Annotated in this window: 24 protein-coding genes; 14 read left to right on the top strand and 10 right to left on the bottom strand. The window is 64.3% G+C overall.

Annotated features, from left to right (window positions below):
- Positions 1–6 precede the first annotated feature (6 nt).
- From K8U54_RS10430 to K8U54_RS10410, 5 genes are all read left to right on the top strand, one after another.
- Positions 7–816, top strand: a complete 810-nt coding sequence (locus tag K8U54_RS10430) for an ABC transporter permease (RefSeq protein WP_249910058.1) — start codon at positions 7–9, stop codon at positions 814–816.
- A 17-nt stretch (positions 817–833) separates the two neighbouring features.
- On the top strand, positions 834–1982 hold the full coding sequence (locus K8U54_RS10425) for an ABC transporter ATP-binding protein (protein WP_249910057.1): 1149 nt from the start codon (positions 834–836) through the stop codon (positions 1980–1982).
- 411 nt (positions 1983–2393) lie between these two features.
- Positions 2394–3404: an ABC transporter substrate-binding protein gene (locus tag K8U54_RS10420; protein ID WP_434059995.1), complete on the top strand. Its 1011-nt coding sequence runs from the start codon at positions 2394–2396 to the stop codon at positions 3402–3404.
- A 145-nt stretch (positions 3405–3549) separates the two neighbouring features.
- Positions 3550–4590: an LLM class flavin-dependent oxidoreductase gene (locus K8U54_RS10415; protein ID WP_249910056.1), complete on the top strand. Its 1041-nt coding sequence runs from the start codon at positions 3550–3552 to the stop codon at positions 4588–4590.
- A gap of 259 nt (positions 4591–4849) precedes the next feature.
- Positions 4850–6262, top strand: a complete 1413-nt coding sequence (locus K8U54_RS10410; protein ID WP_249910055.1) for a purine-cytosine permease family protein — start codon at positions 4850–4852, stop codon at positions 6260–6262.
- A gap of 89 nt (positions 6263–6351) precedes the next feature.
- Here K8U54_RS10410 and K8U54_RS10405 read toward each other — a convergent pair whose 3' ends face one another.
- The 5 genes from K8U54_RS10405 to glnT form a co-directional block, all read right to left on the bottom strand.
- Positions 6352–7662 (bottom strand): ammonium transporter, encoded by a 1311-nt coding sequence (locus K8U54_RS10405; RefSeq protein ID WP_249910054.1) that lies wholly within the window; start codon positions 7660–7662, stop codon positions 6352–6354.
- Positions 7663–7795: 133 nt separating this feature from the next.
- Positions 7796–9118: an FMN-binding glutamate synthase family protein gene (locus K8U54_RS10400; RefSeq protein WP_249910053.1), complete on the bottom strand. Its 1323-nt coding sequence runs from the start codon at positions 9116–9118 to the stop codon at positions 7796–7798.
- 14 nt (positions 9119–9132) lie between these two features.
- Complete coding sequence (locus tag K8U54_RS10395; RefSeq protein WP_249910052.1) at positions 9133–9816, bottom strand: protein glxC; 684 nt, start codon at positions 9814–9816, stop codon at positions 9133–9135.
- Entirely contained in the window at positions 9813–10727 is a 915-nt protein-coding gene (locus tag K8U54_RS10390) for a class II glutamine amidotransferase (RefSeq protein WP_249910051.1), read from the bottom strand. The genes K8U54_RS10395 and K8U54_RS10390 overlap by 4 nt, the downstream gene beginning before the upstream one ends.
- 73 nt (positions 10728–10800) lie before the next feature.
- Positions 10801–12135 (bottom strand): type III glutamate--ammonia ligase, encoded by a 1335-nt coding sequence (gene glnT / locus K8U54_RS10385; protein WP_249910050.1) that lies wholly within the window; start codon positions 12133–12135, stop codon positions 10801–10803.
- A 242-nt stretch (positions 12136–12377) separates the two neighbouring features.
- Between glnT and K8U54_RS10380 the strand changes: the two genes are divergently transcribed.
- From K8U54_RS10380 to cls, 9 genes are all read left to right on the top strand, one after another.
- On the top strand, positions 12378–12977 hold the full coding sequence (locus tag K8U54_RS10380) for a helix-turn-helix domain-containing protein (RefSeq protein ID WP_249910049.1): 600 nt from the start codon (positions 12378–12380) through the stop codon (positions 12975–12977).
- A gap of 483 nt (positions 12978–13460) precedes the next feature.
- Positions 13461–14327 carry a formyltetrahydrofolate deformylase gene (gene purU / locus K8U54_RS10375; protein ID WP_249910048.1) on the top strand — a complete coding sequence of 289 codons (867 nt, stop codon included), beginning with the start codon at positions 13461–13463 and terminating at the stop codon, positions 14325–14327.
- Positions 14324–15202, top strand: coding sequence for a bifunctional methylenetetrahydrofolate dehydrogenase/methenyltetrahydrofolate cyclohydrolase FolD (folD, locus tag K8U54_RS10370; RefSeq protein WP_249910047.1), 879 nt, complete (start codon positions 14324–14326; stop codon positions 15200–15202). The genes purU and folD overlap by 4 nt, the downstream gene beginning before the upstream one ends.
- On the top strand, positions 15202–16443 hold the full coding sequence (locus K8U54_RS10365) for an FAD-dependent oxidoreductase (RefSeq protein WP_249910046.1): 1242 nt from the start codon (positions 15202–15204) through the stop codon (positions 16441–16443). Before folD ends, K8U54_RS10365 begins: the two co-directional genes overlap by 1 nt.
- A 13-nt stretch (positions 16444–16456) precedes the next feature.
- Positions 16457–16753 (top strand): sarcosine oxidase subunit delta, encoded by a 297-nt coding sequence (locus K8U54_RS10360; protein ID WP_249910045.1) that lies wholly within the window; start codon positions 16457–16459, stop codon positions 16751–16753.
- On the top strand, positions 16750–19647 hold the full coding sequence (locus tag K8U54_RS10355; RefSeq protein WP_249910044.1) for a 2Fe-2S iron-sulfur cluster-binding protein: 2898 nt from the start codon (positions 16750–16752) through the stop codon (positions 19645–19647). Before K8U54_RS10360 ends, K8U54_RS10355 begins: the two co-directional genes overlap by 4 nt.
- Positions 19647–20324 (top strand): sarcosine oxidase subunit gamma, encoded by a 678-nt coding sequence (locus K8U54_RS10350; RefSeq protein ID WP_434060022.1) that lies wholly within the window; start codon positions 19647–19649, stop codon positions 20322–20324. The genes K8U54_RS10355 and K8U54_RS10350 overlap by 1 nt, the downstream gene beginning before the upstream one ends.
- Before the next feature lie 50 nt (positions 20325–20374).
- Positions 20375–21154, top strand: a complete 780-nt coding sequence (locus tag K8U54_RS10345; protein WP_249910042.1) for an IclR family transcriptional regulator — start codon at positions 20375–20377, stop codon at positions 21152–21154.
- Positions 21155–21244: 90 nt separating this feature from the next.
- Positions 21245–22684 carry a cardiolipin synthase gene (cls, locus tag K8U54_RS10340; protein ID WP_249910041.1) on the top strand — a complete coding sequence of 480 codons (1440 nt, stop codon included), beginning with the start codon at positions 21245–21247 and terminating at the stop codon, positions 22682–22684.
- 7 nt (positions 22685–22691) lie between these two features.
- On the opposite strand, the gene K8U54_RS10335 is transcribed toward cls, so the two are convergent.
- The 5 genes from K8U54_RS10335 to K8U54_RS10315 all read right to left on the bottom strand — a co-directional run bounded on the left by K8U54_RS10335 (position 22692) and on the right by K8U54_RS10315 (position 26492).
- The gene (locus tag K8U54_RS10335) at positions 22692–23219 is read right to left on the bottom strand and encodes a DUF3617 domain-containing protein (protein ID WP_249910040.1); all 528 of its coding nucleotides are present in this window, start codon (positions 23217–23219) and stop codon (positions 22692–22694) included.
- Between the two features lie 82 nt (positions 23220–23301).
- Entirely contained in the window at positions 23302–23805 is a 504-nt protein-coding gene (locus K8U54_RS10330) for a GNAT family N-acetyltransferase (RefSeq protein WP_249910039.1), read from the bottom strand.
- Positions 23806–23939: 134 nt separating this feature from the next.
- Positions 23940–24872, bottom strand: coding sequence for an allantoinase PuuE (gene puuE / locus K8U54_RS10325; protein WP_249910038.1), 933 nt, complete (start codon positions 24870–24872; stop codon positions 23940–23942).
- Between the two features lie 103 nt (positions 24873–24975).
- Complete coding sequence (locus tag K8U54_RS10320) at positions 24976–25677, bottom strand: aspartate/glutamate racemase family protein (RefSeq protein ID WP_249910037.1); 702 nt, start codon at positions 25675–25677, stop codon at positions 24976–24978.
- Positions 25674–26492, bottom strand: coding sequence for an ABC transporter permease (locus K8U54_RS10315; RefSeq protein ID WP_249910036.1), 819 nt, complete (start codon positions 26490–26492; stop codon positions 25674–25676). Before K8U54_RS10315 ends, K8U54_RS10320 begins: the two co-directional genes overlap by 4 nt.
- Position 26493 lies beyond the last annotated feature (1 nt).

Raw genomic sequence — 26493 nt, 5'->3', positions numbered from 1 at the left:
GTCGTCATGCTGCTGTCACCCAATGCCATGGGTCGTGGCCTGCGCTACGGCCTGGGCGCGACCACTGCGCTGATCGCCGTGTTCCTGCTGCTGCCGATTCTGTTCATCGTGCTGCTGTCGTTCGGCTCTTCACAGTGGCTGGTGTTTCCGCCACCGGGCTGGACCTTCAAGTGGTACGGGCAGTTCTTTTCCAACGCCCAGTGGATGGACTCGGCCCTGGTCAGCCTCAAGGTGGCGCTGCTCACCACCGTGTGCGCCCTGGCCATCGGCCTGCCCAGCGCCTTCGCCCTGGTGCGCGGCAAGTTTCCCGGCCGTGAACTGCTCTATGCGCTGTTCACCCTGCCGATGATCGTGCCACTGGTGATCATCGCCGTGGCGGTGTACGCGCTGTTTCTCAAGCTCGGCTACACCGGCACGCTGTTCGCTTTCGTGGTCAGCCACGTGATCGTCGCGCTGCCGTTCACCATCATTTCGATCATCAACTCGCTGAAGCTGTTCGACCAGTCCATCGAAGATGCCGCGGTGATCTGCGGCGCCACGCGCCTGCAGGCCATCGTCAAGGTGACCTTCCCGGCGATTCGCCCGGGCCTGGTAGCCGGCGGCCTGTTCGCCTTCCTGGTGTCCTGGGACGAGGTGGTGCTCAGCGTGATGATGGCCAGCCCCGGCCTGCAGACGCTGCCGGTGAAGATGTGGACGACGCTGCGCCAGGATCTCACCCCGGTGATTGCCGTCGCCTCGACGCTGCTGATCGCCCTTTCCCTGCTGGTCATGTTCATTGCCGCCATTGCACGCCGGCGCGCCGAAGCCAAGGGCTGAGCGCCGAGGAGAACCCCATGAGTGCCGTCATCAAAGAACAACAGGCCCCCCAGACCCTGGTCAGCCTGCGCAACCTGAACAAGCACTACGGCGACTTCACCGCTGTGGACAACATTTCCCTGGATATCCAGGACGGCGAGTTCCTGACCTTCCTCGGTTCCAGCGGCTCGGGCAAGAGCACCACGCTGTCGATGCTGGCCGGCTTCGAAACGCCCAGCTCGGGGGAAATCCTCGTGGAGGGCAAATCCCTGGTCAACGTGCCACCGCACAAGCGCGATATCGGCATGGTGTTCCAGCGCTATTCACTGTTCCCGCACCTCAACGTGCGTGACAATATCGCCTTCCCCCTGGGCATCCGCAAGCTCAGCGCCGACGAGCAGAAGCGCAAGGTCGACGCCATGCTCAAGCTGGTGCAGCTGGAAGCCTTCGCCCACCGCCGCCCGTCGCAGATGTCCGGCGGCCAGCAGCAGCGCGTGGCCATCGCCCGGGCGCTGGTCTACGAGCCGCGCATCCTGCTGATGGACGAACCCCTCGGCGCCCTGGACAAGAAGCTGCGCGAGGACCTGCAGGACGAGCTGCGCCACCTGCACCGCCGCCTGGGCATCACCATCGTCTACGTGACCCACGACCAGGAAGAAGCCATGCGCCTGTCCCAGCGCATCGCCATCTTCAGCCACGGCAGGATCGTCGGCCTGGGCACCGGCTATGACCTCTACCAGAATCCGCCGAACGCCTTCGTCGCCTCGTTCCTGGGCAACTCCAACTTCTTGCGCGCGAAAGTCAGTAGCCAGGCCGCCGTGCAGTTCGAGCAGCAGAGCCTGGCCATCACCCCAACGGCCAACCTGAACAACGATCAGGAGGTGCTGCTGATGCTGCGCCCGGAAAAGGCCCAGGTGCTGCCCCTGGACGTCGCCGCGCAAACCCCGCTACCGGCCGGCTGGAACGAGATCGCCGTGCAGGTCGCCGAAGTGGTGTTCCTGGGCGAGAGCCTGACCTGCCACGTGGTCACGCCGGGCGGCTGCCACCTGACCCTGAAAGCCATGGGCAGCGGCCTGCAACCGCTGCAACCCGGTGCCCAGGCCAAGGTGCGCTGGGCGGCCAGCGAGGCCTGCCTGTATGACAGCTGGAACGAGAGTGATCTGAACAAGGGTGCCGGGGCGCATTGAGCCGCTGCCCAATGCAGGTGTGAGGATCTCGCGCGATCCTGGGGAGCTGTGACCTCGCGGCGAATGGCAGTCACGACGCCGCTTTTTCAGGATGGCCATGATCGCTTCGCCCCGGGGCGGGGCTCCTACGGGTTTGAGTGATCTCTCACGATCCTGTGGGAGAAGCGCATCGTGCACCGCTCCCACACTGGATCACTGAAAGCCCCCTCGAGCGTTACATCTGCCCCTGGCAAGTGGTACTGCTTTTCCCACGCCACGCCAGCGCGCCCGGCGGCCGACACTGCCGCTGCCCGCCGCAGCGCTTCGGGCAATCTGGAGCGCATCTTGCAATGTGCCAGTACGGCGCGTGACCGCGGCGTCTTCGCCAAGTCGGCAGCCAAGGGCATCTTCAATTGTTCGGGAGGGATTTCCATGCGCACATTGCTGGCCATGCTGCTGGGACTGCAGCTGTTATCCACCGCTCACGCCGAGCAGAGCCTCACCTTCGTCAGTTGGGGCGGCAGCACCCAGGCCGCGCAGACCCGCGCCTGGAGCGAACCCTTCACCGAGCAGACCGGCATTCGCGTCGACCAGGCCGGGCCCACCGACTACGCGGCCTTCAAGGCCATGGTGGAAAGCGGCAAGGTCACCTGGGACGTGGTCGACGTGGAGGCGGACTTCGCCCTGCGTGCCGGCCGTGAAGGCCTGCTCGAGCCACTGGACTTCAAGCAGATCGCCAAGCGCACCATCGACCCGCGCTTCGTCACCATCTACGGCACCGGCTCGTTCTACTTCTCGTTTATCCTCGGCTACAACACCAGTGTATTGAATGAAGCGCCCCAGGATTGGGCAGCGCTGTTCGATACCCGTGCCTTTCCCGGCAAGCGTGCGCTGTACAAATGGTCGAGCCCCGGTGTGCTGGAGATTGCCCTGCTCGCCGACGGGGTGAGCGCCGACGAGCTGTACCCGCTGGACCTGGATCGCGCGTTCAACAAGCTCGACAGCATCAAGGACAATATCGCCTGGTGGGGCAGTGGCGACGAGTCACAGCAATTGCTTTCGTCCGGGACGGCCAGCCTGGGCATGTTCTGGAACGGCCGGGTCAATGCCCTGCGCGATCAGGGCGCACCGGTGGCCATCAACTGGCAGCAGAACCTGGTGACCGGCGACTTCCTGGTCATCCCCCGCGGCTCGCCCAACGTCGAGGCGGCGCGGGCCTTTATCGCCCATGCCAACAGCCCCAAGGCGCAGGCGGACTTTTCCTCGCTGACCGGCTACGCGCCCGTCAACCTCGGGGCCTCGGCGTTGGTCGATCCCAAGCTCGCCGAGAACCAGCCGGGCGCCCACAAAGCCGGGCAGATCACCCTCGATTTCAAATACTGGAGCCTCAACGGCGAGCGCATCGCCGAACGCTGGTACGCCTGGCAGGCCGCCAGCGACTGACGCTTTTCGACAGGAGGGGTCTCGGGTACTCGCCAAAGTATTTTATATTATGGTATACCATAGACCATGAGTCACCTGATCCTGCAGGTGGCCACTCCCGACGGCGCCTTGCGCCTGGGGCCTTACAAGAATCGAGGAACGCGACATGAAATTCTCTTTGTTCGTCCACATGGAACGCTACGACCAGGAAGTCGGCCACCGTGAGCTGTTCGAACAGCTCACCGAGCTCACCCTGCTGGCCGAGGCCGGCGGCTTCAGCACCGTGTGGATCGGCGAACACCACGCCATGGAATACACCATCTCGCCGAGCCCGATGCCGATCCTGGCCTACCTGGCCGCACGCACCGACACCATCCGCCTGGGCGCCGGCACCATCATCGCGCCGTTCTGGAACCCGATCCGCGTGGCCGGCGAATGCGCCCTGCTCGACGTGATCAGCAACGGTCGTATGGAGGTGGGCCTGGCCCGTGGCGCCTACCAGTTCGAATTCGACCGCATGGCCGGCGGCATGCCGGCCACCGACGGCGGCAAGGCGCTGCGCGAGATGGTCCCGGTGGTGCGCAAGCTGTGGGAAGGCGACTACGCCCATGACGGCGAGGTCTACAAATTCCCTACCTCCACCAGCGTACCCAAGCCGTTCAACGCCCAGCCGCCGATGTGGATCGCTGCCCGCGACCCGGACTCCCACAACTTCGCCGTGGCCAATGGCTGCAACGTGATGGTCACGCCGCTGATGAAAGGCGACGAGGAAGTGGTCGACCTGAACGACAAGTTCAACGCCGCCCTGGCCAACAACCCGGACGTGCCGCGCCCGCAACTGATGGTGCTGCGCCACACCCACGTGCACCTGGCCGATGATCCGGAAGGCTGGAAGGTCGGCGCCGCCGCCATCTCGCGCTTCTACCGCACCTTCGATGCCTGGTTCGGCAACAAGACCGCCCCGGTGAACGGCTTCCTGGAGCCGAGCCCGGAGTCCAAGTTCGCCGAAGTGCCGGCGTTCGAGCTGGAGAACATCCGCAAGAACACCATGATCGGTACCCCCGAAGAGATCATCGCGCGCATCCGTCACTACCAGGAGCTGGGCGTCGACGAATTCAGCTTCTGGGCCGACAACAGCCTGCCCTACGCCGAGAAGAAAAAGTCCCTGGAGCTGTTCATCCAGCACGTGGTGCCAGCCTTCCGCTGAGCCTCACCCCGCACAGCCCGGCGCCGCGCCGGGCTGCTGCAACGATCGAAAACGCTGCTATCCCAATAAAGACAAGAAGTAGGTTTTTCCCATGTTGTTGCGTGCCTTTCCAATGCCTTACCCCTGCCCGTTCTCCATTGCCGGCGGCCTTGCCCGCCGCGAGCGCGGCTGACCCCAGCCACGACACCCCACGCATCCACCCGGCGCTGCCCGCCCTGTGCGCACCGTGCCGCTACCGCTTTGCGCAGGAGAACCCGACATGTCCCACTCCACTGCTCCGCAAGAACTCGTCGAAAGCAACAGCGTCGGCCAGGTGGCCGATGCCGATCGTCACGGCCGCGTCCGTGACCTGTTCACCCTCTGGTTCAGCACCAACATCGCGCCGCTGCCCATCGTCACCGGTGCCATGGCCGTGCAGGTGTTCCACCTGAGCATCGGCTGGGCGATCTGCGCCATCCTGGTTGGCCACCTGCTTGGTGGCATCGTGCTTGGCCTGGCTTCGGCCCAGGGGCCGCAGATGGGCCTGCCGCAGATGCTGCAGAGCCGTGGTCAGTTCGGCCGCTACGGCGCGCTGCTGGTGGTGGTGATCGCCGCGGTGCTGTACATCGGCTTCTTCATTTCCAACTGCGTGCTGGCCGGCAAATCCATCCACAGCGTGGCGCCGGACCTGCCCCTGCCCGCCGCCGTGCTGATCGGCGCCTGCGCCGCGACGCTGATCGGCATTCTGGGCTACAACTTCATCCACACCCTCAACCGTATCGGCACCTGGGTGATGGGCATCGGCCTGCTCGCCGGCTTCATCGCCCTGTTCGCCAACGGCCTGCCGGCGGACTTCGCCAGCCGCGGCGGCTTCAACCTGGCCGGCTGGCTGGCGATGGCCTCGCTGGGCGCCATCTGGCAGATCTCCTTCGCGCCCTACACCTCGGACTATTCGCGCTACCTGCCGCGCAACGTGGGCATCTGGAAGCCGTTTGTCGCCACCTACTGCGGCGCCGTACTGGGTACCGCGCTGTGCTTCATCTTCGGCACCCTGGTGGCGCTGTCGGTGAGCGCCGAGACCGACACCATGGATGCGGTGAAGCAGAGCACCGGCGTGTTCGGCCCGGTGCTCATGGTGCTGTTCATCCTCAGCATCATCAGCCACAACGCCCTGAACCTGTATGGCGCGGTATTGGCGCTGATCACCTCGGTGCAGACCTTCGCCGCCGACTGGGCACCCAGCCGCCAGGCCCGGGTGGCCCTTTCGGCGATCCTGCTGGTGGCCTGCTGCGTGGTTGCGGTAACCGCGCCGGCGGACTTCATCGCGCGCTTCATGCAGCTGATCCTGGCGATGATGATCGTGCTGGTGCCCTGGGCGGTGATCAACCTCGCCGACTTCTACCTGGTACAGAAGCAGCGCTATCACATTCCCTCGCTGTTCGACGCCACGGGTGGCATCTACGGGCGCTTCAACCCCAACGCGGTCAGCGCCTACGCCATCGGCATCCTGGTCCAGCTGCCGTTCGCGGTCACGCCGATCTATACCGGCCCCATCGCCAGCAAGCTCGACGGCGTCGACCTGTCGTGGCTGGTGGCGATCATCGTTACCCTGCCGCTGTACCTGCTGCTGTCGCGTCGCGACACGGCCTACCGCCGTCAGCAGATCTCCACCTTGGCCAACGCCGCCGGCTGACAGATTCACCGCATGAAAAAGCCCCCGCTGGTGCACACCGGCGGGGGCTTTGTGTTTTCACGCCATGGCGCCAGCGACGCCCTGTTCGTTCAGGTATAAGCTCGCTCCCCGTGCTGGCTGATGTCCAGCCCCTGTTGCTCGACCTCCTCGCTGACCCGCAGGCCGCGAGTCAGCAGGCTGGTTAACTTGAGCAGGATGAAGGTCACCGCGGCGCAGTAGACGATGGTGAACAGCACGCTCTTGGCCTGGATCAGTACCTGCGGACCAATGTCGATTTCCTGAAAACCGCCCAGAGACGTCGAGGCGAACACGCCGGTCAGAATCGAACCGACGATACCGCCCACGCCATGCAGGCCGAAGGCGTCGAGCGAGTCGTCATAGCCCAGCGAACGCTTGAGCCCGGCAACCGCGAAGAAGCAGATCACCCCGGTGATGAAGCCCATGACCAGCGCCCCACCCGGCCCGACGAAACCACAGGCCGGCGTGATGGTAATCAGCCCGGCCAGGGCGCCGGATGCCGCACCAAGGGCGCTGGGCTTACCGGTTTTCCACACTTCCACCGCCAACCAGCCGACGATGCCTGAGCAGGCCGCGACCTGAGTGGTGAGCATGGCCATGCCGGCATTGGCACTGGCTGCCACTGCCGAGCCGACGTTGAAACCAAACCAGCCGACCCACAGCAAGGCAGCGCCGGTCAGGGCGAAGCCCATGTTGTGCGGCGGCATCGCCGTGGTGGGATAGCCCTTGCGCTTGCCCAGCACCAAGCAGGCGACCAGCCCGGCCACACCGGAGTTGATGTGTACCACGGTGCCGCCGGCGAACTCGAGAATGCCCCAGTCCCACAACAGGCCGCCCGGCCCGCTCCAGGCCATGTGCGCCAGCGGGATATAGCAGAAGGTGAACCACAATGCGGCGAACAGCACGACAGCCGAGAACTTCATGCGCTCGGCGAAGGCGCCGGCGATGATCATCGGCGTGATCAGGGCGAAGGTCATCTGGAAGGTGGCGAACACGCTCTCCGGAATGGCTGCGGTCAGGCTCTCGCGGCTCAGATCGATCAGCAGGAAATGCTCGAAACCGCCAATCAGGCTGCGCAGGTTGATCACACCTTCTTCCATGCCCGTGGTATCTGCGAACAGGGTGTAGCCATAGATCACCCAGAGCATGCCGATCACCCCAGCCACGGCGAAGCACTGGGTGAATACCGATAGCAGGTTCTTGGCCCGCACCATGCCGCCATAGAAAAGGGCCAGGCCCGGCACCAGCATCATCAGCACCAGCACGGTGGAAACCATCATCCAGGCCGTGTCGCCGCTGTCGAGCGTGGCCTCTTGCGCACTGGCCAGGCCTGGTAGCGATGCCAGCGCCAGCAAGACAGCTTTCGTTGTTCGTTCACCCATCATGTCGATTCCTTGCAGTTGAAGTTGGAAGGATCGGCAGTAGAAAAAGACGGCGGCGACCGCGGCTCTGCTGGCGCGTGTCGGACAAACGAAAACGCCCGGGGAAAGTCCGCCGGGCGTGGTTAGAAGGTGCTCAATACTGCTGACCAGGCACCCAATTGGTGCCGGCCAACGGCACGCGGGCCATGGCGGCGGACTCGACGGTTAGCGCCACCAGATCCTCAGGATCGAGGTTGTGCAGGTGGCTCTTGCCGCAGGCACGGGCCATGGTCTGCGCTTCGAGCACCAGCACACGCAAGTAGTTTGCCAGGCGGCGGCCACCCTCGACCGGATCGAGGCGTTTGGACAGCTCCGGATCCTGTGTGGTGATGCCGGCCGGGTCGCGGCCGTTCTGCCAGTCATCGTAGAAGCCGGCAGCCGAGCCGATCTTCTTCAGCTCGTCGTCCAGACGCGGGTGGTTGTCGCCCAGGGCGATCAGCGCCGCCGTGCCGATAGCCACCGCATCGGCGCCCAGTGCCATGGCCTTGGCCACATCGGCGCCGTTGCGGATGCCGCCTGAGACGATCAACTGAACCGTGCGGTGCATGCCCATTTCCTGCAGCGCCTGCACGGCTTGCGGAATGGCCGGCAGAATCGGGATACCGACGTGTTCGATGAACACTTCCTGAGTCGCCGCCGTGCCGCCCTGCATGCCGTCGAGGACGATCACGTCGGCGCCGGCCTTAACCGCCAGCTTCACGTCGTAGTATGGCCGGCTGGCGCCGATCTTCACGTAGATGGGTTTTTCCCAGTCGGTGATTTCGCGAATCTCGGCGATCTTGATCGCCAGGTCGTCCGGGCCTGTCCAGTCCGGGTGACGACAGGCGCTGCGCTGGTCGACGCCAATCGGCAAGGTACGCATACCGGCCACACGCTCGGTGACTTTCATGCCCAGCAGCATGCCGCCACCGCCCGGCTTGGCGCCCTGGCCAAGGACGATTTCGATGGCATCGGCCTTGCGCAGGTCGTCGGGGTTCATGCCGTAGCGCGAGGGCAGGTACTGATAGACCAGATGCTGGGACTGGCCGCGTTCTTCCGGGGTCATGCCGCCGTCGCCGGTGGTGGTGCTGGTGCCGGCGATGCTGGCGCCACGCCCCAGGGCTTCCTTGGCGTTGGCCGACAGCGCGCCGAAGCTCATGCCGGCGATGGTCACAGGAATCTTCAGGTGCAGCGGCTTCTTGGCGAAGCGGTTGCCGAGGATCACGTCGGTGCCGCACTTCTCGCGGTAGCCCTCCAGCGGGTAGCGCGACACGCTGGCGCCGAGCAGCAGCAGGTCATCGAAGTGCGGCAGCTTGCGCTTGGTGCCGCCGCCACGGATGTCATAGATACCGGTTTCGGCGGCGCGCTGGATTTCCTGGATGGCCAGGCGGTCGAAGGTGGCCGATTCGCGCAGCACGGGGGATTGTTTGTCGCTCATGATGAGGCTCCTGATCAGTACGCGCTGGCGTTATCGACTTTGAAGTTGTACAGCTGACGGGCCGAGCCGTAGCGTTTGAAATCGGCGGCGTTCTCCTTGAAGCCGGCGCGATTGAGCAGCGCTTGTAGCTCTTCGATGTGCTCGGGGCGCATCTCTTTCTCGATGCAGTCCGACCCCAGTGACTCGACGCTGCCTTTGACGAATATCTTGGTTTCGTACAGTGAATCGCCCAACGCATCGCCCGCATCACCACATACAACCAAGCGCCCCGCCTGGCCCATAAAGCAGCTCATGTGGCCGATGCTGCCGCCGACCACGATGTCGATGCCCTTCATGGAAATGCCGCAACGGGCACCGGCATCACCCTCGATGACCAGCAGGCCGCCATGGGCGGTCGCACCGGCGGCCTGGGAGGCGCTGCCCTTGACGCGTACATACCCACTCATCATGTTCTCGGCGCAGCCCACGCCGACGTTGCCATGCACGGTGATCGAAGCTTTCTGGTTCATGCCCGCGCAGTAGTAGCCGGCATGCCCCTGGATATCGATGGAGATGGCTTCGTTGACGCCGACCGCCAGGTTGTGGGCGCCATTAGGGTGAGCCACCAGCCACTCGCGCTCTTCGACAGCTTTGGCCTGGTCGTGCAGGGCCTGGTTGAGGTCACGCACACTGGCGCTGGAAAGATCGATGGTTTTCATGCGGCGTGCTCCTGCTTGCGTTCCCAGATGTACAGAGTGGCGGGAACCGGTTCCCATACCTTGGCCTTGTCGATGCCCGGCAGGCTCGACAGCGCCTGATACTCGGAGGCCATCGCGACGTAGTCATCGGTCTCGGCGAGGATTGCCGGCTTGCAGGCGATCGGGTCGCGGATCACCGCGAAACCGTTGCGGGTGCCGATGGCAAAAGTGAAGAAACCGTCCAGCGTTTCCAGCGAGCTATCCAGCGCCTGCTTCAGCGAGTCGCCCTGCTGCAGACGCCAGGCCAGGTAACCGGCAGCGACCTCGGTGTCGTTCTCGGTCTCGAAGTGGATGCCTTCGCGGCGCAATTGCTGACGCAGGCGGAAGTGGTTGGACAGCGAGCCGTTGTGCACCAGGCACAGGTCGGCGCCGGTGGAGAACGGGTGGCTGCCTTCCATGGTCACCGCACTTTCGGTGGCCATGCGGGTGTGGCCGATGATGTGGCTGCCCTTCATCGAGGCCAGGCCGAAGCGCTCGGAAATCTCCCGCGGCAAGCCCATGCCCTTGAGGATCTCGATGCTCTGCCCGGCACTCATGATGCGCACGCTCGGCGCCAGCTCGGTCAACACAGCGCGTATGGAGGCTTCTTCGGCCTTGATCTTGAGCACGATGGCGCTGGCGTTCTGGAACCAGTCCAGCTCGGCACCGAGCTTTTCCTTGACGGCGCCCACCAGGGCGGCGAAATCGTAGCCCTCCGTGGCGGCCTGCAGGGTCAGCTTGATCCAGCCATCGGCAACCTCATCGCCATAGACGGCGAAGCCGGCGCTGTCCGGGCCGCGGTCGGTCATGGCTTCAAGCATCGGTTCGAAAAGCTTGCCGAGCTGTGATTCCAGCTGCGGATTTTTCAGGTAAAGCCCCACGATTCCACACATAGCTAAAACTCCTGGGCAGAAGGCGCCCTACCCACGGGCGGGCGCCGGAAAACGGTTGAACGGACGGGTCGGATCAGAAGAATTCGGTGTAGCGCTTGATCTCCCAGTCGGAGACGTGACGGCTGTACTCCACCCATTCCATGCGCTTGAGCTTGATGAACTCGCCAACGATCTCCTTGCCCATCACTTCGGCAAACAGCGAGTCGGCTTCCAGCGCGTCGCAGGCTTCCTTGAGCGACTGCGGCAGGGTCTTGATGCCTCGCGCGGCGATGGCTTCGAGTCCGAGGGAATAGAGGTTCTCGTTGCAGATCTGCTCGGGCATCAGCTGGCGGTCGATGCCATCCAGGCCGGCGGCGATGATCGCGGCGCTGACCAGGTACGGATTACAGCCGGCATCCGGCAGGCGGAACTCCAGGCGGCCATAGGGCACGCGCACCATCGCCGAGCGGTTGTTGGCGCCAAAGGCGATGAACGCCGGCGCCCAGGTGGCCCCCGACAGCGAGTTGCCGACTACCAGCCGCTTGTAGGAATTCACCGTCGGCGCCGCAAAGGCGCACAGCGCAGGACCGTGGGCCAGCAGGCCGGCGGCGAAGTGGTAGGCGAGCTTCGACAGGCCCATGCCGTTCTTGTCGCTGGCATCGAAGAACAGGTTCTTGCTCTCGGCGCTGGCGAGGGACAGGTGGAAGTGCATGCCGTTGCCGGCACGTTTCGGATCGGGCTTGGGCATGAACGAGCAGATCATGCCCAGGTCGTTAGCAATCTCCCCGGCGGCCATGCGGAAGAAGGTGAAGCGGTCTGCCGACTCCATGGCATCGCTGTAGGTGTAGTTGATCTCGAACTGACCGTTGGCGTCTTCGTGATCGATCTGATAGATGTCGAAACCCACCGGCTGCAGCGCTTCGGTCAGTTTTTCCAGAAACTCGCGAGAGCGCGACAGGCCCTTGTAGTCGTAGCACGGCTTGTCGAGGTTGTCGCTGGCATCCACCAGCTGCAGGGTGCCGCTTTCATCACGGCGCATCAGGTTGAACTCCGGCTCCAGGCCGGTGTTGAGCGTCCAGCCGCGCGCCTGCAGGCGCTCCACCTGTTGCTGCAATACATAGCGGCTGTCGTAGGGCCAAGGCTGGCCGTCGACATGACCGATGCACACCACGCGGCCGTAACCCGGCTGCCATGGCACCGGAACCAGGGTCGAGAGATCGCCCTTGGCCATGAAGTCGGGCCCGTGGGGCTCCATGCCCATGCCACAGATGGCGAAACCCGCGAACCCGGCGCCGGTCTCCGCTACCGCTTCCAGGCCCGAAACCGGTACCGACTTGGTCTTGGCCGAGCCATGTATATCCACGAACTGGGCCAGTACATACTTGATCGCGTGCTTTTCGATGACCCGCTGGGTTTCGCTTGGCAACATCACGTGTCTCCTGTTGACCGCCAATTATTCCAATTAGGAAATTAACTTTCCCAATAAGAATGCAATCAGCTTGCCAACTCGCAAAACCCGCCACTGACAGCCCACAAAACCCAGGTTTTGTCCTCTATAAAGAATAAAAATGCTTTCATAGCAGGAACTTTTGGCTGCAGCCTGCACCATTACGACGCAACCGAGCCAATTCCTGGTGCGAAATTAATATTCATATTTAGAAAACGGTCCGTATGAGTGAAATTAAAGACGCCCCCCCTCGTTTGAAACTGGAACAGTACCTGGGCATGCAGATTCGCCGTCAACGTCTGGCCCAAGAATTGAAGATCGCCGAGGTCGCCCGCATCGCCGGCATCAGCCAGGGCATGCTCAGCAAGATCGAGAATGCCCAAGTATCCACCAGCCTCGAAACACTCAGCCGCCTGTGCGACGTGCTGGGCATGCCGATGTCCAAGCTGTTCAGCCAATACGACCAGCAAGGCAGCGGGGCGCTGCTGGTGAAAGCCGATGAAGGCCTGGAGGTGGTGCGCCGCGGGACCGAGAAAGGCCACACCTATCACCTGCTGAACCATACCCGCGGGCCGAAGAAGAGCTTTGAGGCCTATATGGTCAGCATGGACGATGCCAGCGAGGAGTTTCCGACCTTCTCCCACCCGGGCACCGAATTCCTGCACCTGCTCGAAGGCGAACTGGTCTACCGCCACGGCAACCAGCTCTATGCCATGCAGGCCGGCGACAGCCTGACTTTCGACGCCGAAGTCCCCCACGGCCCGGAACAGCTGATCCAGGTACCGATCCGCCTGCTGTCGATCATGAATTACGGCAAAGAGTGAAGGCCATATTCATTCAGCGGCTGTAAGGCCAGAGCGGCCTCTCGTAGGGTGGACGACGCTTCACCCGTCCACCACTGTGCGATCGCAATTGTGGATGAAAAGAGCGTCATCCACCCTACGTCTGCTTCTGCCTTTCGACAGCCCACATCGCTCTCAATACCCTTCTTCTCTTGCAGCGCGCGCCCTCCAGATCGAACAGAGCTGGGATAGCTGAGGGCGCCATGCCACCTTCTTTTTTCTCGCCCCCAAGATAACCCGCGACCTGACGCCAACACTGATGACGTCATCGCCATCATCCTCGCGACATACCCCATAAATTCCTGTGAGGATAAATAAATTCCCAAAAGGCATAGACACGCATACGTCATCCGCTTATAAAAATCACCATCAAGAAAATTAGATTCGCCACACGAAAATATATTCATAGGCGAACAATGCATTCACCCATAAAAATCCTGCCGCTGACCGTTCCGAGGATCCGACATGCAGCACGCCCAGAACCAGTACGTGATCAAGATCAGTTGCCCGGCCACATCGGGCATCGTCGCCGCGGTGGCGTCGTTTCTTGCCGAGCATCAGTGCTACATCAGCGAGATGTCGCAGTTCGATGACGAGGTCAGCAGCACCTTCTTCATGCGTGCGGTGTTCCGCTTCAATACGGGCGTGACCGATGACCTGGCGAAGATCGAGGAAGGCTTTGCCGCCGTAGCCGGCGCCTTCGACATGACCTGGGGCTTGTTCAGCACCAGCAAGCCGATGCGCGTCCTGCTGATGGTCAGCAAGTTCGACCATTGCCTGGCCGACCTGCTCTACCGCCACCAGAAGGGCGAGCTGAACATGGAGATCACCGCCATCGTGTCCAACCACCTCGACCTGCGGCCCATGGCCGAGCGCGAGGGCATCCGTTTCGTCTATCTGCCGGTGACCAAGGAGAGCAAGACCGCTCAGGAAGCCGAGCTGATGAAGATCGTCGATGAAACCGGCACCGAGCTGGTGGTCTTGGCGCGCTACATGCAGATTCTTTCCAACAACCTGTGCAAGCAGCTGGCGGGCCGGGCGATCAATATCCATCACTCCTTCCTGCCCGGCTTCAAGGGAGCCAAGCCCTATCACCAGGCCTTCGAGCGCGGCGTGAAGCTGATCGGCGCCACCGCCCACTACGTCACGTCGGACCTCGACGAGGGGCCGATCATCGAGCAGGCAGTGCAGCGCGTGGATCACGCTCTGAAGCCTGACGACCTGGTCGCCATCGGCCGCGATACCGAAACCGTGGCGCTGTCGCGGGCGGTCAAGTACCACACCGAACACCGCGTATTCCTCAACGGCGACCGCACGGTGATCTTCCGATGAGCACGTTGATCGACGGCAAGGCCGCGGCCGCCCGGGTGCTCGCCGAGGTGAAGGCAGAAGTCGCGCAACTGCATGCCCAGGGCCTCGAACCGGCACTGGCCGTGGTGCTGGTGGGTGACGATCCGGCCAGCCACGTGTACGTGCGCAACAAGGTGCTGCGTGCCGGGGAAGTGGGTATCCGTTCGCTCGAATATCGCCTGTCGGCCGCAGCCAGTGCCGATGAGGTGCTGGCGGTGGTCGCCACGCTGAACGCCGACCCGGCCGTGCACGGCATTCTGGTGCAGTTGCCGCTGCCCGAACATATCGACGAAGTGCGCGTGCTGCAGGCCATCGACCCGGCCAAGGACGTCGACGGTTTCCACAGCGAGAACGTCGGCGGCCTCAGCCAGGGCCGCCCGGTGTTGACGCCCTGCACGCCAGCCGGCTGCATGCGCCTGCTGCGTGACACCCTGGGCGATCTGTCCGGCAAGCACGCCGTGGTGGTCGGCCGTTCGAACATCGTCGGCAAGCCGATGGCCGCGTTGCTGCTGGCGGCCAATTGCAGCGTCAGCGTACTGCACTCGCGCAGCCTCGAGCCGCAGACGCTGTGCCGCCAGGCCGACATCGTGATCGCCGCCGTCGGCCGCCCGAGAATGATCGATGCAGGCTGGATAAAACCCGGTGCCGTGGTGATCGACGTCGGCATCAACCGTATCGACGAGGACGGCAGAAGTCGCCTGGTCGGGGATGTGGATTTCGCCGCCGTGCAACCGGTGGCCGCGGCCATCACCCCGGTACCCGGTGGCGTCGGCCCGATGACCATCGCCCTGCTGATGCACAACACCGTACTCGCCGCCCGTCAGCAGACCGGGCAGGCCATTCAGGAGGCTCGCTGATGCCTTTCTCGCTGCTCAAATACGGCCTGTCGTCGGAGTATCCCGTCGAGGTCGACCTGCCCGCCTCCAAGGAGCTGAAAGCCTCCTATGACGTGGTGATCATTGGCGCCGGCGGGCATGGCCTGGCCACCGCCTACTACCTGTCCAAATACCACGGCATCAGCAACATCGCGGTGCTGGAGAAGGGTTATCTGGGAGGCGGCAACACCGCGCGCAACACCGCAGTGATCCGCTCCAACTACCTGACCAGCGAAGGTGTGAAGTTCTATATCGAATCGGTGCGGATGTTCGAGAACCTCTCCAACGAGTTCGACTTCAACATCATGTATTCGCACCGTGGCCAGCTCACCCTGGCCCATACCGACGCCACCGTGCGCGCTTTCCGCCAGCGCGCGGAGGTGAACAAGCACTTTGGCGGACGCACCGAGATGATCGACCGCCAGCAGATCCGCGAACTGGTGCCGAGCCTCAACCTCGACCCCGGCCATATCCCGGTGCTGGCAGGCCTCTGGCACATCGACGGCGGCACCGCTCGCCACGATGCCGTGGCCTGGGGCTACGCCAAGGGCGCGGCCAAACGCGGGGTGGAAATCCACCAGCTCACCGAGGTGCAGGACTTCGTCGTCGAAGGCGGACGCATTCGCGCGGTGCAGACCAATCGCGGCACCATCGCCTGTGGTTGTGTGGTGCAGGCGGTGGCCGGTACCAGCTCGCTGCTAATGAACAAACTGAAGATCAAGGCGCCGATCCATACCTACCCGCTGCAGGCGATGGTCACCCAGCCGTTCAAGCCGTTCCTCGATCCGCTGGTGAGCTCCTCGGCCCTGCATTGCTACGTGCAGCAGACCAGCCGTGGCGAGATCGTTTTCGGCGGCGGTTCCGACCCCTACCCGCTGTACAACACTCGCTCGACCCTGGACCTCAAGGAAAGCCTGCTGGCCTCGGCCGTCGAGATGTTCCCGTTCATGGCGGGCGCCAAGCTGATGCGTCAGTGGGCCGGCATCACCGACATGACGCCCGACTACAGCCCGATCATGGGCTTGTCGCCGATCGACGGTTACTACCTCGATGCCGGCTGGGGCACCTGGGGCTTCAAGGCCACACCGATATGCGGCAAGACCATGGCCGAGCTGGTCGCCAGCGGCGGCAAAGTGCCGGAGCTGATCGCGCCGTTCGGCCTGGATCGCTTCAGTCGCTTCCAGCAGGTCAACGAAATGGGCGCCACGGCGGCCAGCCACTGACGGGTTATAGCCAATGAAGATCATGACTTGCCCGCTCAACGGGCCGCGCAACATCAGCGAATTCACCTACGGCGGCGAACTCAAGCACATGCCCGACCCGACGACCTGCAGCGTCGCCGAATGGGCCGACTACGTGTTCAACAGCGAGAACCTGCTCGGCGTGGTCACCGAATGGTGGATGCACACGGCGTCCAGCTACTGGTTTCTGGTCGAGCGCCACACCGGCAGCGACGAAATCCTGCGCACCTTCGACCCTCGTGAACTGTTCAATCGGCGTGTCGACTTCGCCGCCCCGGAGGCTGCCCAATGAATCGCCTGCCCGCTCCCATGGGGTTGTTGATCGACCGCAACAAGCCGCTGACCTTCAGCTTCGACGGCAACACCTGCCAGGGCTTTGCCGGCGATACCATCGCCAGCGCCCTGGCCGCCGACGGCCGCTGGCTGCTGTCGCGCTCGTTCAAATACCACCGCCCGCGTGGCCCGCTGACCATGGCCGGCCAAGACGCCAATACCCTGGTGCAACTGCCGCACGAACCCAACGTGCTGGCGGACGAATACCCGCTGGCGGCGGGCATGACCGTGACGCCGCAGAATGTCAACGGCAGCCTGGAAAAGGATCGCGACGCAATTCTCGGCGCGTTCTCCAAGTTCATGCCGGTAGGCTTCTACTACCGCGCCTTCTACAAACCCAAGGGCATGTGGAAACGCTGGGAACCGCTGATCCGCAAGAAAGCAGGCCTCGGCGTGCTCGACCTGAAGTTCGAGCCGACCTACCACGACAAGGCCTACCTGTTCTGCGACCTGGCGGTGGTCGGTTCCGGCCCCGCCGGCCTGGCCGCGGCCCTGCACGCCGCCAACGGCGGTGCCAAGGTGCTACTGATCGAACAGAACCCGGTGCTCGGCGGCTCGCTGACTTACGCCCGTTTCGGCCTCGATGCCAATGCCGCCATGGGCTTGCGTGAAGAGCTGGTCAGTGCGGTGCAGGGCCATGCCAATATCCGCGTGCTCGAGTCGGCGATCTGCAACGCCTGGTTCGCCGACAACTACCTGCCGGTGATCCAGGGCAACCGGCTGTACAAGGTACGCGCCAGGCAGTGCATCGTCGCCAGCGGCTCCTTCGACCAGCCGGTGATCTTCCGCAACAACGACCTGCCCGGCGTGATGCTGACCAGCGCCGCCCAGCGGCTGATGCGACTGTACGCGGTCAAACCGGGCAAACGCGCGGTGGTACTGACCGGCAACGACGACGGCTACCTGGCCGCGCTCGACCTGTTCGAGGCCGGGGTGGAGGTCGCCGCGGTGGTCGACATGCGCGCGCGCAGCGACACCTCAAGCCTGATCAGCGCCGTGCAAGCCAATGGCATTGCCTGCCACGCCGGCCACACCGTCTATGAAGCGTTCGCCGGCAAGAACACCCGCCACCTCAGCGCCGTCGAGGTCAGGCGTATCAATGGGCAAGGCAAGGTGGCCGAGGCCAGCATGCGAATCGACTGCGACCTGCTGTGCATGTCCGCCGGTTATATGCCGGTGTATCAGCTGCTTTGCCAGGCCGGCGGCAGCCTGCGCTACGCCGACGAACACGCGGCATTCTCGATTCACAACCTACCGAAGATTCTGCGCGTGGCCGGTTCGGTGAATGGTCGGCACGATCTGCAGCGCGTCCTGGCCGATGGCCAGCGGGCCGCCAACGAAGCCCTCGCCGACCTCGGTCTGCAGGTCACGGCGGTAACCGGCGCGGACAAGGACGACAGCCGGGTCAACTTTCCCTGGCCGATCTTCGCCCATCCGCAAGGCAAGGAATTCGTCGACTTCGACGAAGACCTGCAGATCAAGGACATCGTCAACGCCACCCGTCACGGCTATCGCGACGTGCAACTGGTCAAGCGCTTCTCCACCGTCGGCATGGGGCCGTCCCAAGGCCGCCACTCGGCGCTGCCCACAGCGCGCCTGGTGGCCGATGCCACTGGCCGCAGCGTCAGCGAAACCGGGGTGACCACGGCCCGCCCACCGTTCTCGGCGGAAAAACTGGCGCACATCGCCGGGCGCGGCTTCGACCCCTATCGGCAGACCGCCATGCACCAGCGCCACGTCGAGCTCGGTGCCAAGCTGATGCCCGCAGGCGTGTGGCAGCGCCCGGCCTTCTACGGCAAGGCCGAAGACCGTGAAGCCTGCATGCAGGCAGAAGCCCGCCATGTGCGCGAAAAGGTCGGCCTGATCGATGTCTCCACCCTGGGCGGCCTCGATGTGCGCGGCCCGGATGCCGCCGAGCTGCTGGAGCGCCTGTACACCTTCGGCTTCAAGAAGCTCGCCATCGGCCGTACCCGCTACGCGCTGATGACCGCCGAGGACGGCGTGGTGATCGACGACGGCGTGGCCTGCCGCCTGAGCGAACAGCACTTCTACGTATCGGCGACCACCAGCGGCGTGGATCGCGTGTACCGCAGCATGCTCAAATGGAACGCGCAGTGGCGCCTGAACGTCGACATCGCCAACGTCAGCGCCGCCTTCGCCGCAGTCAACCTGGCCGGCCCGCTGTCGCGCCAGGTGCTGGAAAAGGTCTGCAGCGACGTCGATTTGTCGCCCGAAGGTTTCCCTTACCTCGGCGTGCGCGAAGGCAAGGTCGCCGGGGTTCCGGCGCGGTTGCTGCGCGTTGGTTTCGTCGGTGAACTGGGTTACGAGATCCACGTGCCGGCACGCTTCGGCGAACACCTCTGGGATGCGCTGATGGAAGCCGGTGCAGCCTTCGACATCCGCCCGTTCGGGGTGGAAACCCAGCGCCTGCTGCGCCTTGAAAAAGGCCACGTGATCATCAGCCAGGACACCGACGGCATGACGCACCCCGCCGAGATCGACATGGGCTGGGCCATCGGCCGCAAGAAGCCCTTCTTCGTCGGCAAGCGCACCATCGAGATCCTCGAGGCGCAGCCCCTCAAGCGCAAGCTGGTGGGTTTCACCCTGCCCAAAGGCAAAAGCAAACCCCTGGAAGGCCACCTTGTCCTCAACGGCCCGGACATCACCGGCAACGTCACCTCGTGCGAATACTCCGAGACGGTCGGCGCGATCATCGGCATGGCCTACGCCGGCGCCGACCAGGCCACGCCGGGGATGCAGATTCCGATTCGTGTGGAGGGCGGTGAAATCGTCCAGGCCACCGTGGTGCAACTGCCCTTCTTCGACCCCGAAAGCCAACGCCAGGAGCTGTGATCATGAGCCTGACCATTCGCGACCACGCTGAACGCAGCCCCATTTATGACCTGCACCGCGCGGCGCCGCTGACCCTGCTGGGCGAGCGGCTGTTCGTCGCCGGCTCCGCCGGCGAAGGCGAGCAATTGCAACGCTGCGCGCTGATCGACCTGAGCAACCTGCCGCGGGTCGGCTTCCGTGGTACCGACAGCGCGGCTTATCTGCAAAGCCAGGGCTATCAACTGCCGGACAGGCCCAACCAGGCCTACCTGCAAGGCAGTGGCGAGCAGGTGCTGCGCCTGTCGCAGACCGAGTACTTCCTGCTCGGCAGCCTGGCCGACGGCGGCGCCCGCATCGCCGCTGACGAGGCGGGCTGGCATTACGACGGGCACCAGGCCAGTTACCTGCTGCCCCGCCAGGACAGCCACGCCTGGCTGGCCCTGACCGGCGCGCACCTGCCGGAGCTGTTCGCCAAGCTCTGCGGCGTCGACCTGCGCGCAGAAGCCTTCCCGCTCGGCGCGGTGGTGCAGACCTCGGTGGCGCGCCTGAACGCCATCGTGGTCAATGCCGGCACCGCGGCGCTGCCGGTCTTCCATCTGCTGTGTGATCGCGCATCCGCGCATTACCTGTGGGGCGCCCTGCTGGACGCCATGGACGAATTCGGCGGCAAAACCGCCGGCATCGAGGCGCTGCGTTGAGCGGCGGTAATCGTCCCCATGTCAGAGCCATCAATAACCGAGATTCGCCCATGGCCGCCGACAAAGATGAGCTGACCGACTACCGCGTCCCCGCGCTGCAACGCGGGCTCGCCATTCTGCAGATGTTCACTGCCAGCCAGCGCACCCTGAGCAGTAACCTGATCGCCGAGCGTTTGGGCGTCAGCGTCTCGGCCATCTACCGGATTCTGGTGACGCTCACGGATATGGGCTACCTGAGCAAACTGGGCACCAACAATTACGAACTCGGCCCCCAGGTGCTCTGCGACGGTTTCGCCTACCTGGCCAGCCGTGACCTGGTGTATATCGCCATGCCCCACCTCAACGCCCTGCGCGACCGCACCTCGATGTCCTGTCACCTGGGCATCCGCGAGCACACCGAGGTGATCTACCTGTACCGCGCCTTCGCCGCCCAGCGGCTGTCGGTCAACGTGCCGATCGGCACACGCTTGCCATGTCACGTCACCGCACTGGGCCGCGTGCTGCTGAGCGAACTGGAGGAAGGCGCCCTGGCCGCGCTGTATACCCATGTACGCCTGGATGGCTACCCGACGCCGGCCCCCAAGACGCTGCCAGAGCTGCTGCGCATGAGCGGCGATGATCGCGCGCGCGGGTTCGTTCTGCATCGCTCGGACTATTCCACGGCCATCGCCGCCCCGGTGCGTGACCACAGTGGACAGATCATCGCGGCCATCAACCTGTCCGGCCCGGACGCGATAATGAATGACGATGCCACCCGACAGGCACTGCATGAAGCCCTGCTGAGCTGCGCGGCGCAAATCTCGCGCAGCGCTGGCTATCGGGCCGGCTGAGAGCGTTTCACGTGGAACGCTGATTTCTATCGGTGACGACCCATCGATAGCGTGGTCTATGCTGGCACGGCAGTCATCAAGCGAACGGCAATGGAATTCGGCATCCAGCATTTCTTCGGTTACCTGATCGCAGCGATCCATGTACTGGGTACGCTCGCTGCCGTGCACGCGATCCTCACCGTGCGCACCGCCCAGGGTGCCATTGCCTGGGCGCTGTCGCTGTTCTTCATGCCCTACCTGACCCTGCTGCCCTACGTGATCTTCGGGCGCAGCCGCTTCTACGCCTATATCGAGGCGCGCCGGATGGTCGACAGGCAGATGCACAAGGCCATGGCCTCGCTGGACTGGCGACCCTGGGTGCAGGAGGCCATCGCCGCCGGCGAGTCCGAAGCCTATGGCCAGCTGCGCGCGCTGCCGCGCCTGGGGCGCATGCCTTGCCTGGCCGGCAACCAGGTCAACCTGCTGGTCGACGGCAAGGCCACCTTCGAGGCGATCTTCCAGGCGATTGCCGAAGCGCACCAGGTGATCCTCATCCAGTTCTTCATCGTGCATGACGACAAGCTCGGGCGCCGCCTGCAGCAAGCCTTGCTGGAGCGCGCAGCGGCTGGCGTGCAGGTGTACTTCCTCTACGATGCGGTCGGCAGCCATGCCCTGCCGCGCCGCTATATCAAGCGCCTGCGCGAAGGCGGCGTGCACGTGCATGCCTTCCCCACCGGGGGCGGCGTGCTCAACCGCTTCCAGCTGAATTTCCGCAACCACCGCAAGATCGTGGTGGTCGATGGCGAGCGTGGCTTTCTCGGCGGCCACAACGTCGGCGACGAATACCTGGGCGAGAAACCGCGCCTGTCGCCGTGGCGCGACACCCATGTCGCCGTGCACGGCCCGGCGGTGGCCTGCCTGCAGGAGTCCTTCGCCGAAGACTGGTTCTGGGCGACCCGCAAGCTGCCGCCGCTGCTGCTGCCCGAGCGCTACCCGGACGAAGGCATGCTCTGCCAGGTGATCAGCAGCGGCCCGGCCGATGCCCAGGAAACCTGCTCGCTGCTGTTCGTGGAAATGCTCAACGCCGCCCGCGAGCGCATCTGGCTGACCAGCCCCTACTTCATCCCCGACGAGGCGCTGTTCGCCGCCCTGCGCCTGGCCGTGCTGCGCGGCGTGGACGTGCGCATCCTGCTGCCTTCACGGCCGGACCACCGCATCGTCTACGCCGCCTCCAACCTGTTCGCCCTGGAAGCGTTGCGCGCCGGCGTGCGGATCTTCCGCTACCTGCCGGGCTTCCTGCACCAGAAGGTCGCGCTGATCGACGGGGATATCGGCGTGGTCGGCAGCGCCAACCTGGACAACCGCTCGTTCCGCCTGAACTTCGAAATCACCCTGGTGACGGTCGACCCGGAGTTCGCCCGCCAGGTCGAAGCGATGCTGGAGAACGACTTCAGCCAGTCCCGCGAACTGATCGGCGCCGACCGCCGCGAAGTGCATCGCCTGCAGCAACTGGGCATGCGCGTGGCGCGGCTGATCTCGCCGATTCTCTAGCGGCTTGTCACTGACGCGGCCGCAACGCGCCGCAGTCTGCCGACACCCAGCGGGCCTCGGATTCCATGCTGCCCTGCTGGCGGCCGGCGCCGCTGTCGAACTCGCCGTTGACCTGGGTGGTGAAGTTCTTGTCGTCGAGGAAATGCGCCTCGCCCTGGCCGCGGCCTTGCGGGCAGGTGAAGTTGAACACCCAGCGGTCGTTGTCACGGGAGGTGATCTGCTGGCTGCAGTTGGGGTCCTGCAGGGGGATGTTCTGGGCATCGACCTGGGCCTGGCTGATGCAATACTGCACGCCCTTTTCGCCGAGCTGGATGCCCTGCTTGGCCATGGCCCGCTCCATCATTTCACGCTGGGCCTGGGGCAGGCTCTTGAACTGCTGCAGCATCACGTCGCTGCTGGGCAGGGTCTTGCCGCCGAGCTGCATGTTGTTCGAGGTGATCTCCCAGAGACCGGGCTGGATCTGCTGCTCGGCAGATGCCACGAAGGGCAGCGCCAGCAGGCAGAGAGGCAGTAACTTCACACTAAGCTTTGGCATAGGAAACTCCATTCAGTGACCGCGATGCGGCTCGCTCGATATCCGACAGCGCCGCCACCGGGATGTCTCGACGCAATCCGCTTCAGCCCGCAGGTTCCTGATGGTAAAGCCTGAGGCCTCGCGCCTGATAATTGGCCAGCGCACTGGGGTGGTCGAGGCTGCAGGTGTGCACCCACACCCGCCGGGTGCCAGGCCAGGCCCAGGCGGACTGCAGCGCGTGGGTCAGCAGCGGGCCACCGAAGCCGCGGCCGAAGAAGGCGGCGGCCAGGCCGAAATAGAGAATCTCCACCGCGCCCTCGGCATCGCGCTGCAGTTCGTAGTAACCGGCGATGGCGCCCTCGTGGTAGGCCACCCAGGTGCGGTGATCGTCGCTTTCGATCGCTTCGCGCCACTGCGCGTCCGACCAGGCCAGCTTGTCCGTCCACGCCCAGGGCTCGCCGACCAGCTGGTAGAGGAAGCGGTTGAGCTGGAACTGCTTGATCCGGCACTCGACCACCTGCAGGTCATCGGGCAGGGGTTTGCCGCGCACCTGCTCGGGGCCGTGCATTTCCAGGTAGAAGGTGGTGGTGCTGCCCTGCTCGCTCATGCCGTGATCCGTCGTGTTGGTCAGGGCCACCTGGCCCAGGCAAAGAGCGCAGGCTAATGACCCGCGATGAATTCGGCAATCCGCGCCGTGCAATCCCGTACGCCGACCTCATGATCCGCCGAGGTAATGCGTTGCTACGGCTGGTAAGGGTGGTGCTCGACCCAGTGGCGGGCGATATCGGCCCGGCGCGCCACCCAGACGCGATCATGGCTTTCGATGTGATCGAGGAAACGCTGCAGCGCACGGAAGCGCCCGGGGCGACCGATCAGGCGCGCGTGCAGACCAACCGACATCATTTTCGGCGCCGTTTCGCCCTCGGCGTAGAGCACGTCGAAGGTGTCCCTCAGGTAGGCGAAGAACTGGTCGCCGCTGTTGAATCCGCCCGGGCTGGAGAAGCGCATGTCATTGGCGTCGAGGGTATAGGGCACGATCAGGTGGGGCTGGCGGGTACCGTCGCGGGTCTCTACGGTGCTCCATAGCGGCAAGTCGTCGCCGTAATAATCGCTGTCGTAGAGAAAGCCGCCCTGCTCGACCACCAGGCGCCGCGTGTTGGGGCTGTCGCGGCCGGTGTACCAGCCGAGCGGTGCAGCGCCGGTAAGGCGGGTGATCAGCTGCACCGCGCGCTGGAGGTGCTCGCGCTCGAGGTCGGCCGGCACATTCTGATAATGCAGCCAGCGCCAGCCGTGACTGGCGATCTCGTGGTTGCGTGCGACCAGCGCCTGGGTGATTTCCGGGCAGCGCTCCAGGGCCATGGCGACGGCAAAGGCGGTCAGCGGCAGGTCGCGGCGCTGGAACTCATCGAGGATGCGCCACACCCCCGCGCGGGAGCCGTATTCGTACATCGACTCCATGCTCATGTGGCGATCGGCGAAGCTCTGCGCACCGACGATTTCGGAAAGAAAGGTTTCGCTCTGCGGGTCCCCGTGCAACACGCAGCTCTCGCTGCCTTCCTCGATGTTGAGCACGAACTGTACGGCGATTCGCGCATTTCCCGGCCATTTTGGCTGCGGCGGGTGGCCTGCGTAACCGCGCAGATCCCGGGGATAGTGTGGATGGGACTGGATCATGGATGGTTTTCTTCCTTACGCGGCTGTAGCCATGACAGGCCCGGGGGGAATCGGCAGCATGCTGCAGCCACCGGAGCCGTCGTTACTCAAGTCGGCCTGGCGCTTACAGCGCCTTGTTGCGCGGCCAGGCATAGCTCAGGCTCTTGCTGCTGCCCAGGCCCAGCTGCACCAGCGCCTCCACCCATTTCAGCGCCACCTGCACGCCGTCGACCACCGGCACGCCGAGATCTTCCTGCAGGCGCTGCGCCCACTGGCTCATGCCCGCGCAGCCCATCACCAGGCATTCGCTGCGGTCATCGCGCAGGATCCGCTGGCCCAGGTCGCGCAAGCGTAGGTAATGGGCCGGGTCGCGCTCCAGCTCCAGCACCGGGATATCCGCCGCATGGATATTCGCGCAGCGCCGCTGCAGGCCGTAACCGTGCATGTTGCGCTCGATGATATGGATCGAGCGCGGCAGGCTGGTCAGGATCGAGTAACGCACACTGAGCATGCTCGCCGCGTGCATGGCCGCTTCGCCGATACCCAGCACCGGGCCGCTGGCCAGTTCGCGGGCGGCATCCAGGCCGGTGTCATCGAAACAGGCGATCACCACGCCTTGCACACCCTCGTCCTGCGCCTGGCGCATCGCGCCCAGCAGGTGATACGCCGCGTACACGCCATCGGCAGCGCCTTCGATACTCGCCACGGAGCCCGGCAGATGGATCACGCTCAACTGCGTAGCCGGCGCCTTGATGCCCTGGCAGGTGGTGTCCAGCAGCCGGGCCATACCTGCCGAGCCGTTGGGATTGATCACGCGAATCTTCATGGGTTTTTTCTCATCCGTTGGCTGAGGCTCATCAGCAGCAGCACCAGCGCGATCAGTGCCAGGGAGAACAGCGTGGTCAGGGTGCCCAGGGCGTAGAGCACCGGGGTGGTGACGTTGGTGGTCATGCCGAAGATTTCCAGCGGCAAGGTATTGAAGCTGCCGGAGACCATCAGGGTGCGGGCGAACTCGTCGTAGGACAGGGTGAAGCCGAACAGCGCCACGCCGAACAGGCTCGGGGCAATCAGCGGCAGGACGATCAGGCGCACCGTTTGCCAGGCACTGGCGCCCAGGTCGCGGGCCGCCATCTCGTAGGCCCGGTTGAAGCGGTTGAACACCGCGAACATGATCAGCAGGCCGAACGGCAGGGTCCAGGTCAGGTGCGCGCCAAAGGCCGAGCTGTACCAGATCGGCTCCCAGCCGAGGCGATCGAACATCAGGCCGATGCCCAGGCTGACCAGGATCGAGGGAATGATCAGGCTCGCCAACGTCAGGTAGAACAGGGCCTGGCTGCCGGCGAACGGGCGCCGGTAGGCGAAGCCGGCCAGCACCGAGAACACCAGGGTGCAGGCCATGACCGCGATGCCGAGCAGAATCGAGCGGCTGAAGGCGCCGGCGAAATCGCCCACCTGCTGGGCCTGGAACAGGTTGTGAAACCAGTGCAGGGAGATGCCGTTCATGGGAAAGGTCAGCCCACCGCCGGGCCCCTGGAACGAGAGGATGCCGATGGTCAGGGTCGGGCCGTAGAGAAACAGCACGAACAGGGCGAAGAACAGGCTCAGGCAATAGAAGCTCAACGGCCGTGCCGTGATTTTCATG

The organism is Pseudomonas fulva (assembly GCF_023517795.1).
Lineage (GTDB): Bacteria > Pseudomonadota > Gammaproteobacteria > Pseudomonadales > Pseudomonadaceae > Aquipseudomonas > Aquipseudomonas fulva_D.
The sequence above is the reverse complement of the archived record's forward strand: the minus strand, read 5'-3'. Positions and strand labels throughout refer to the sequence as shown.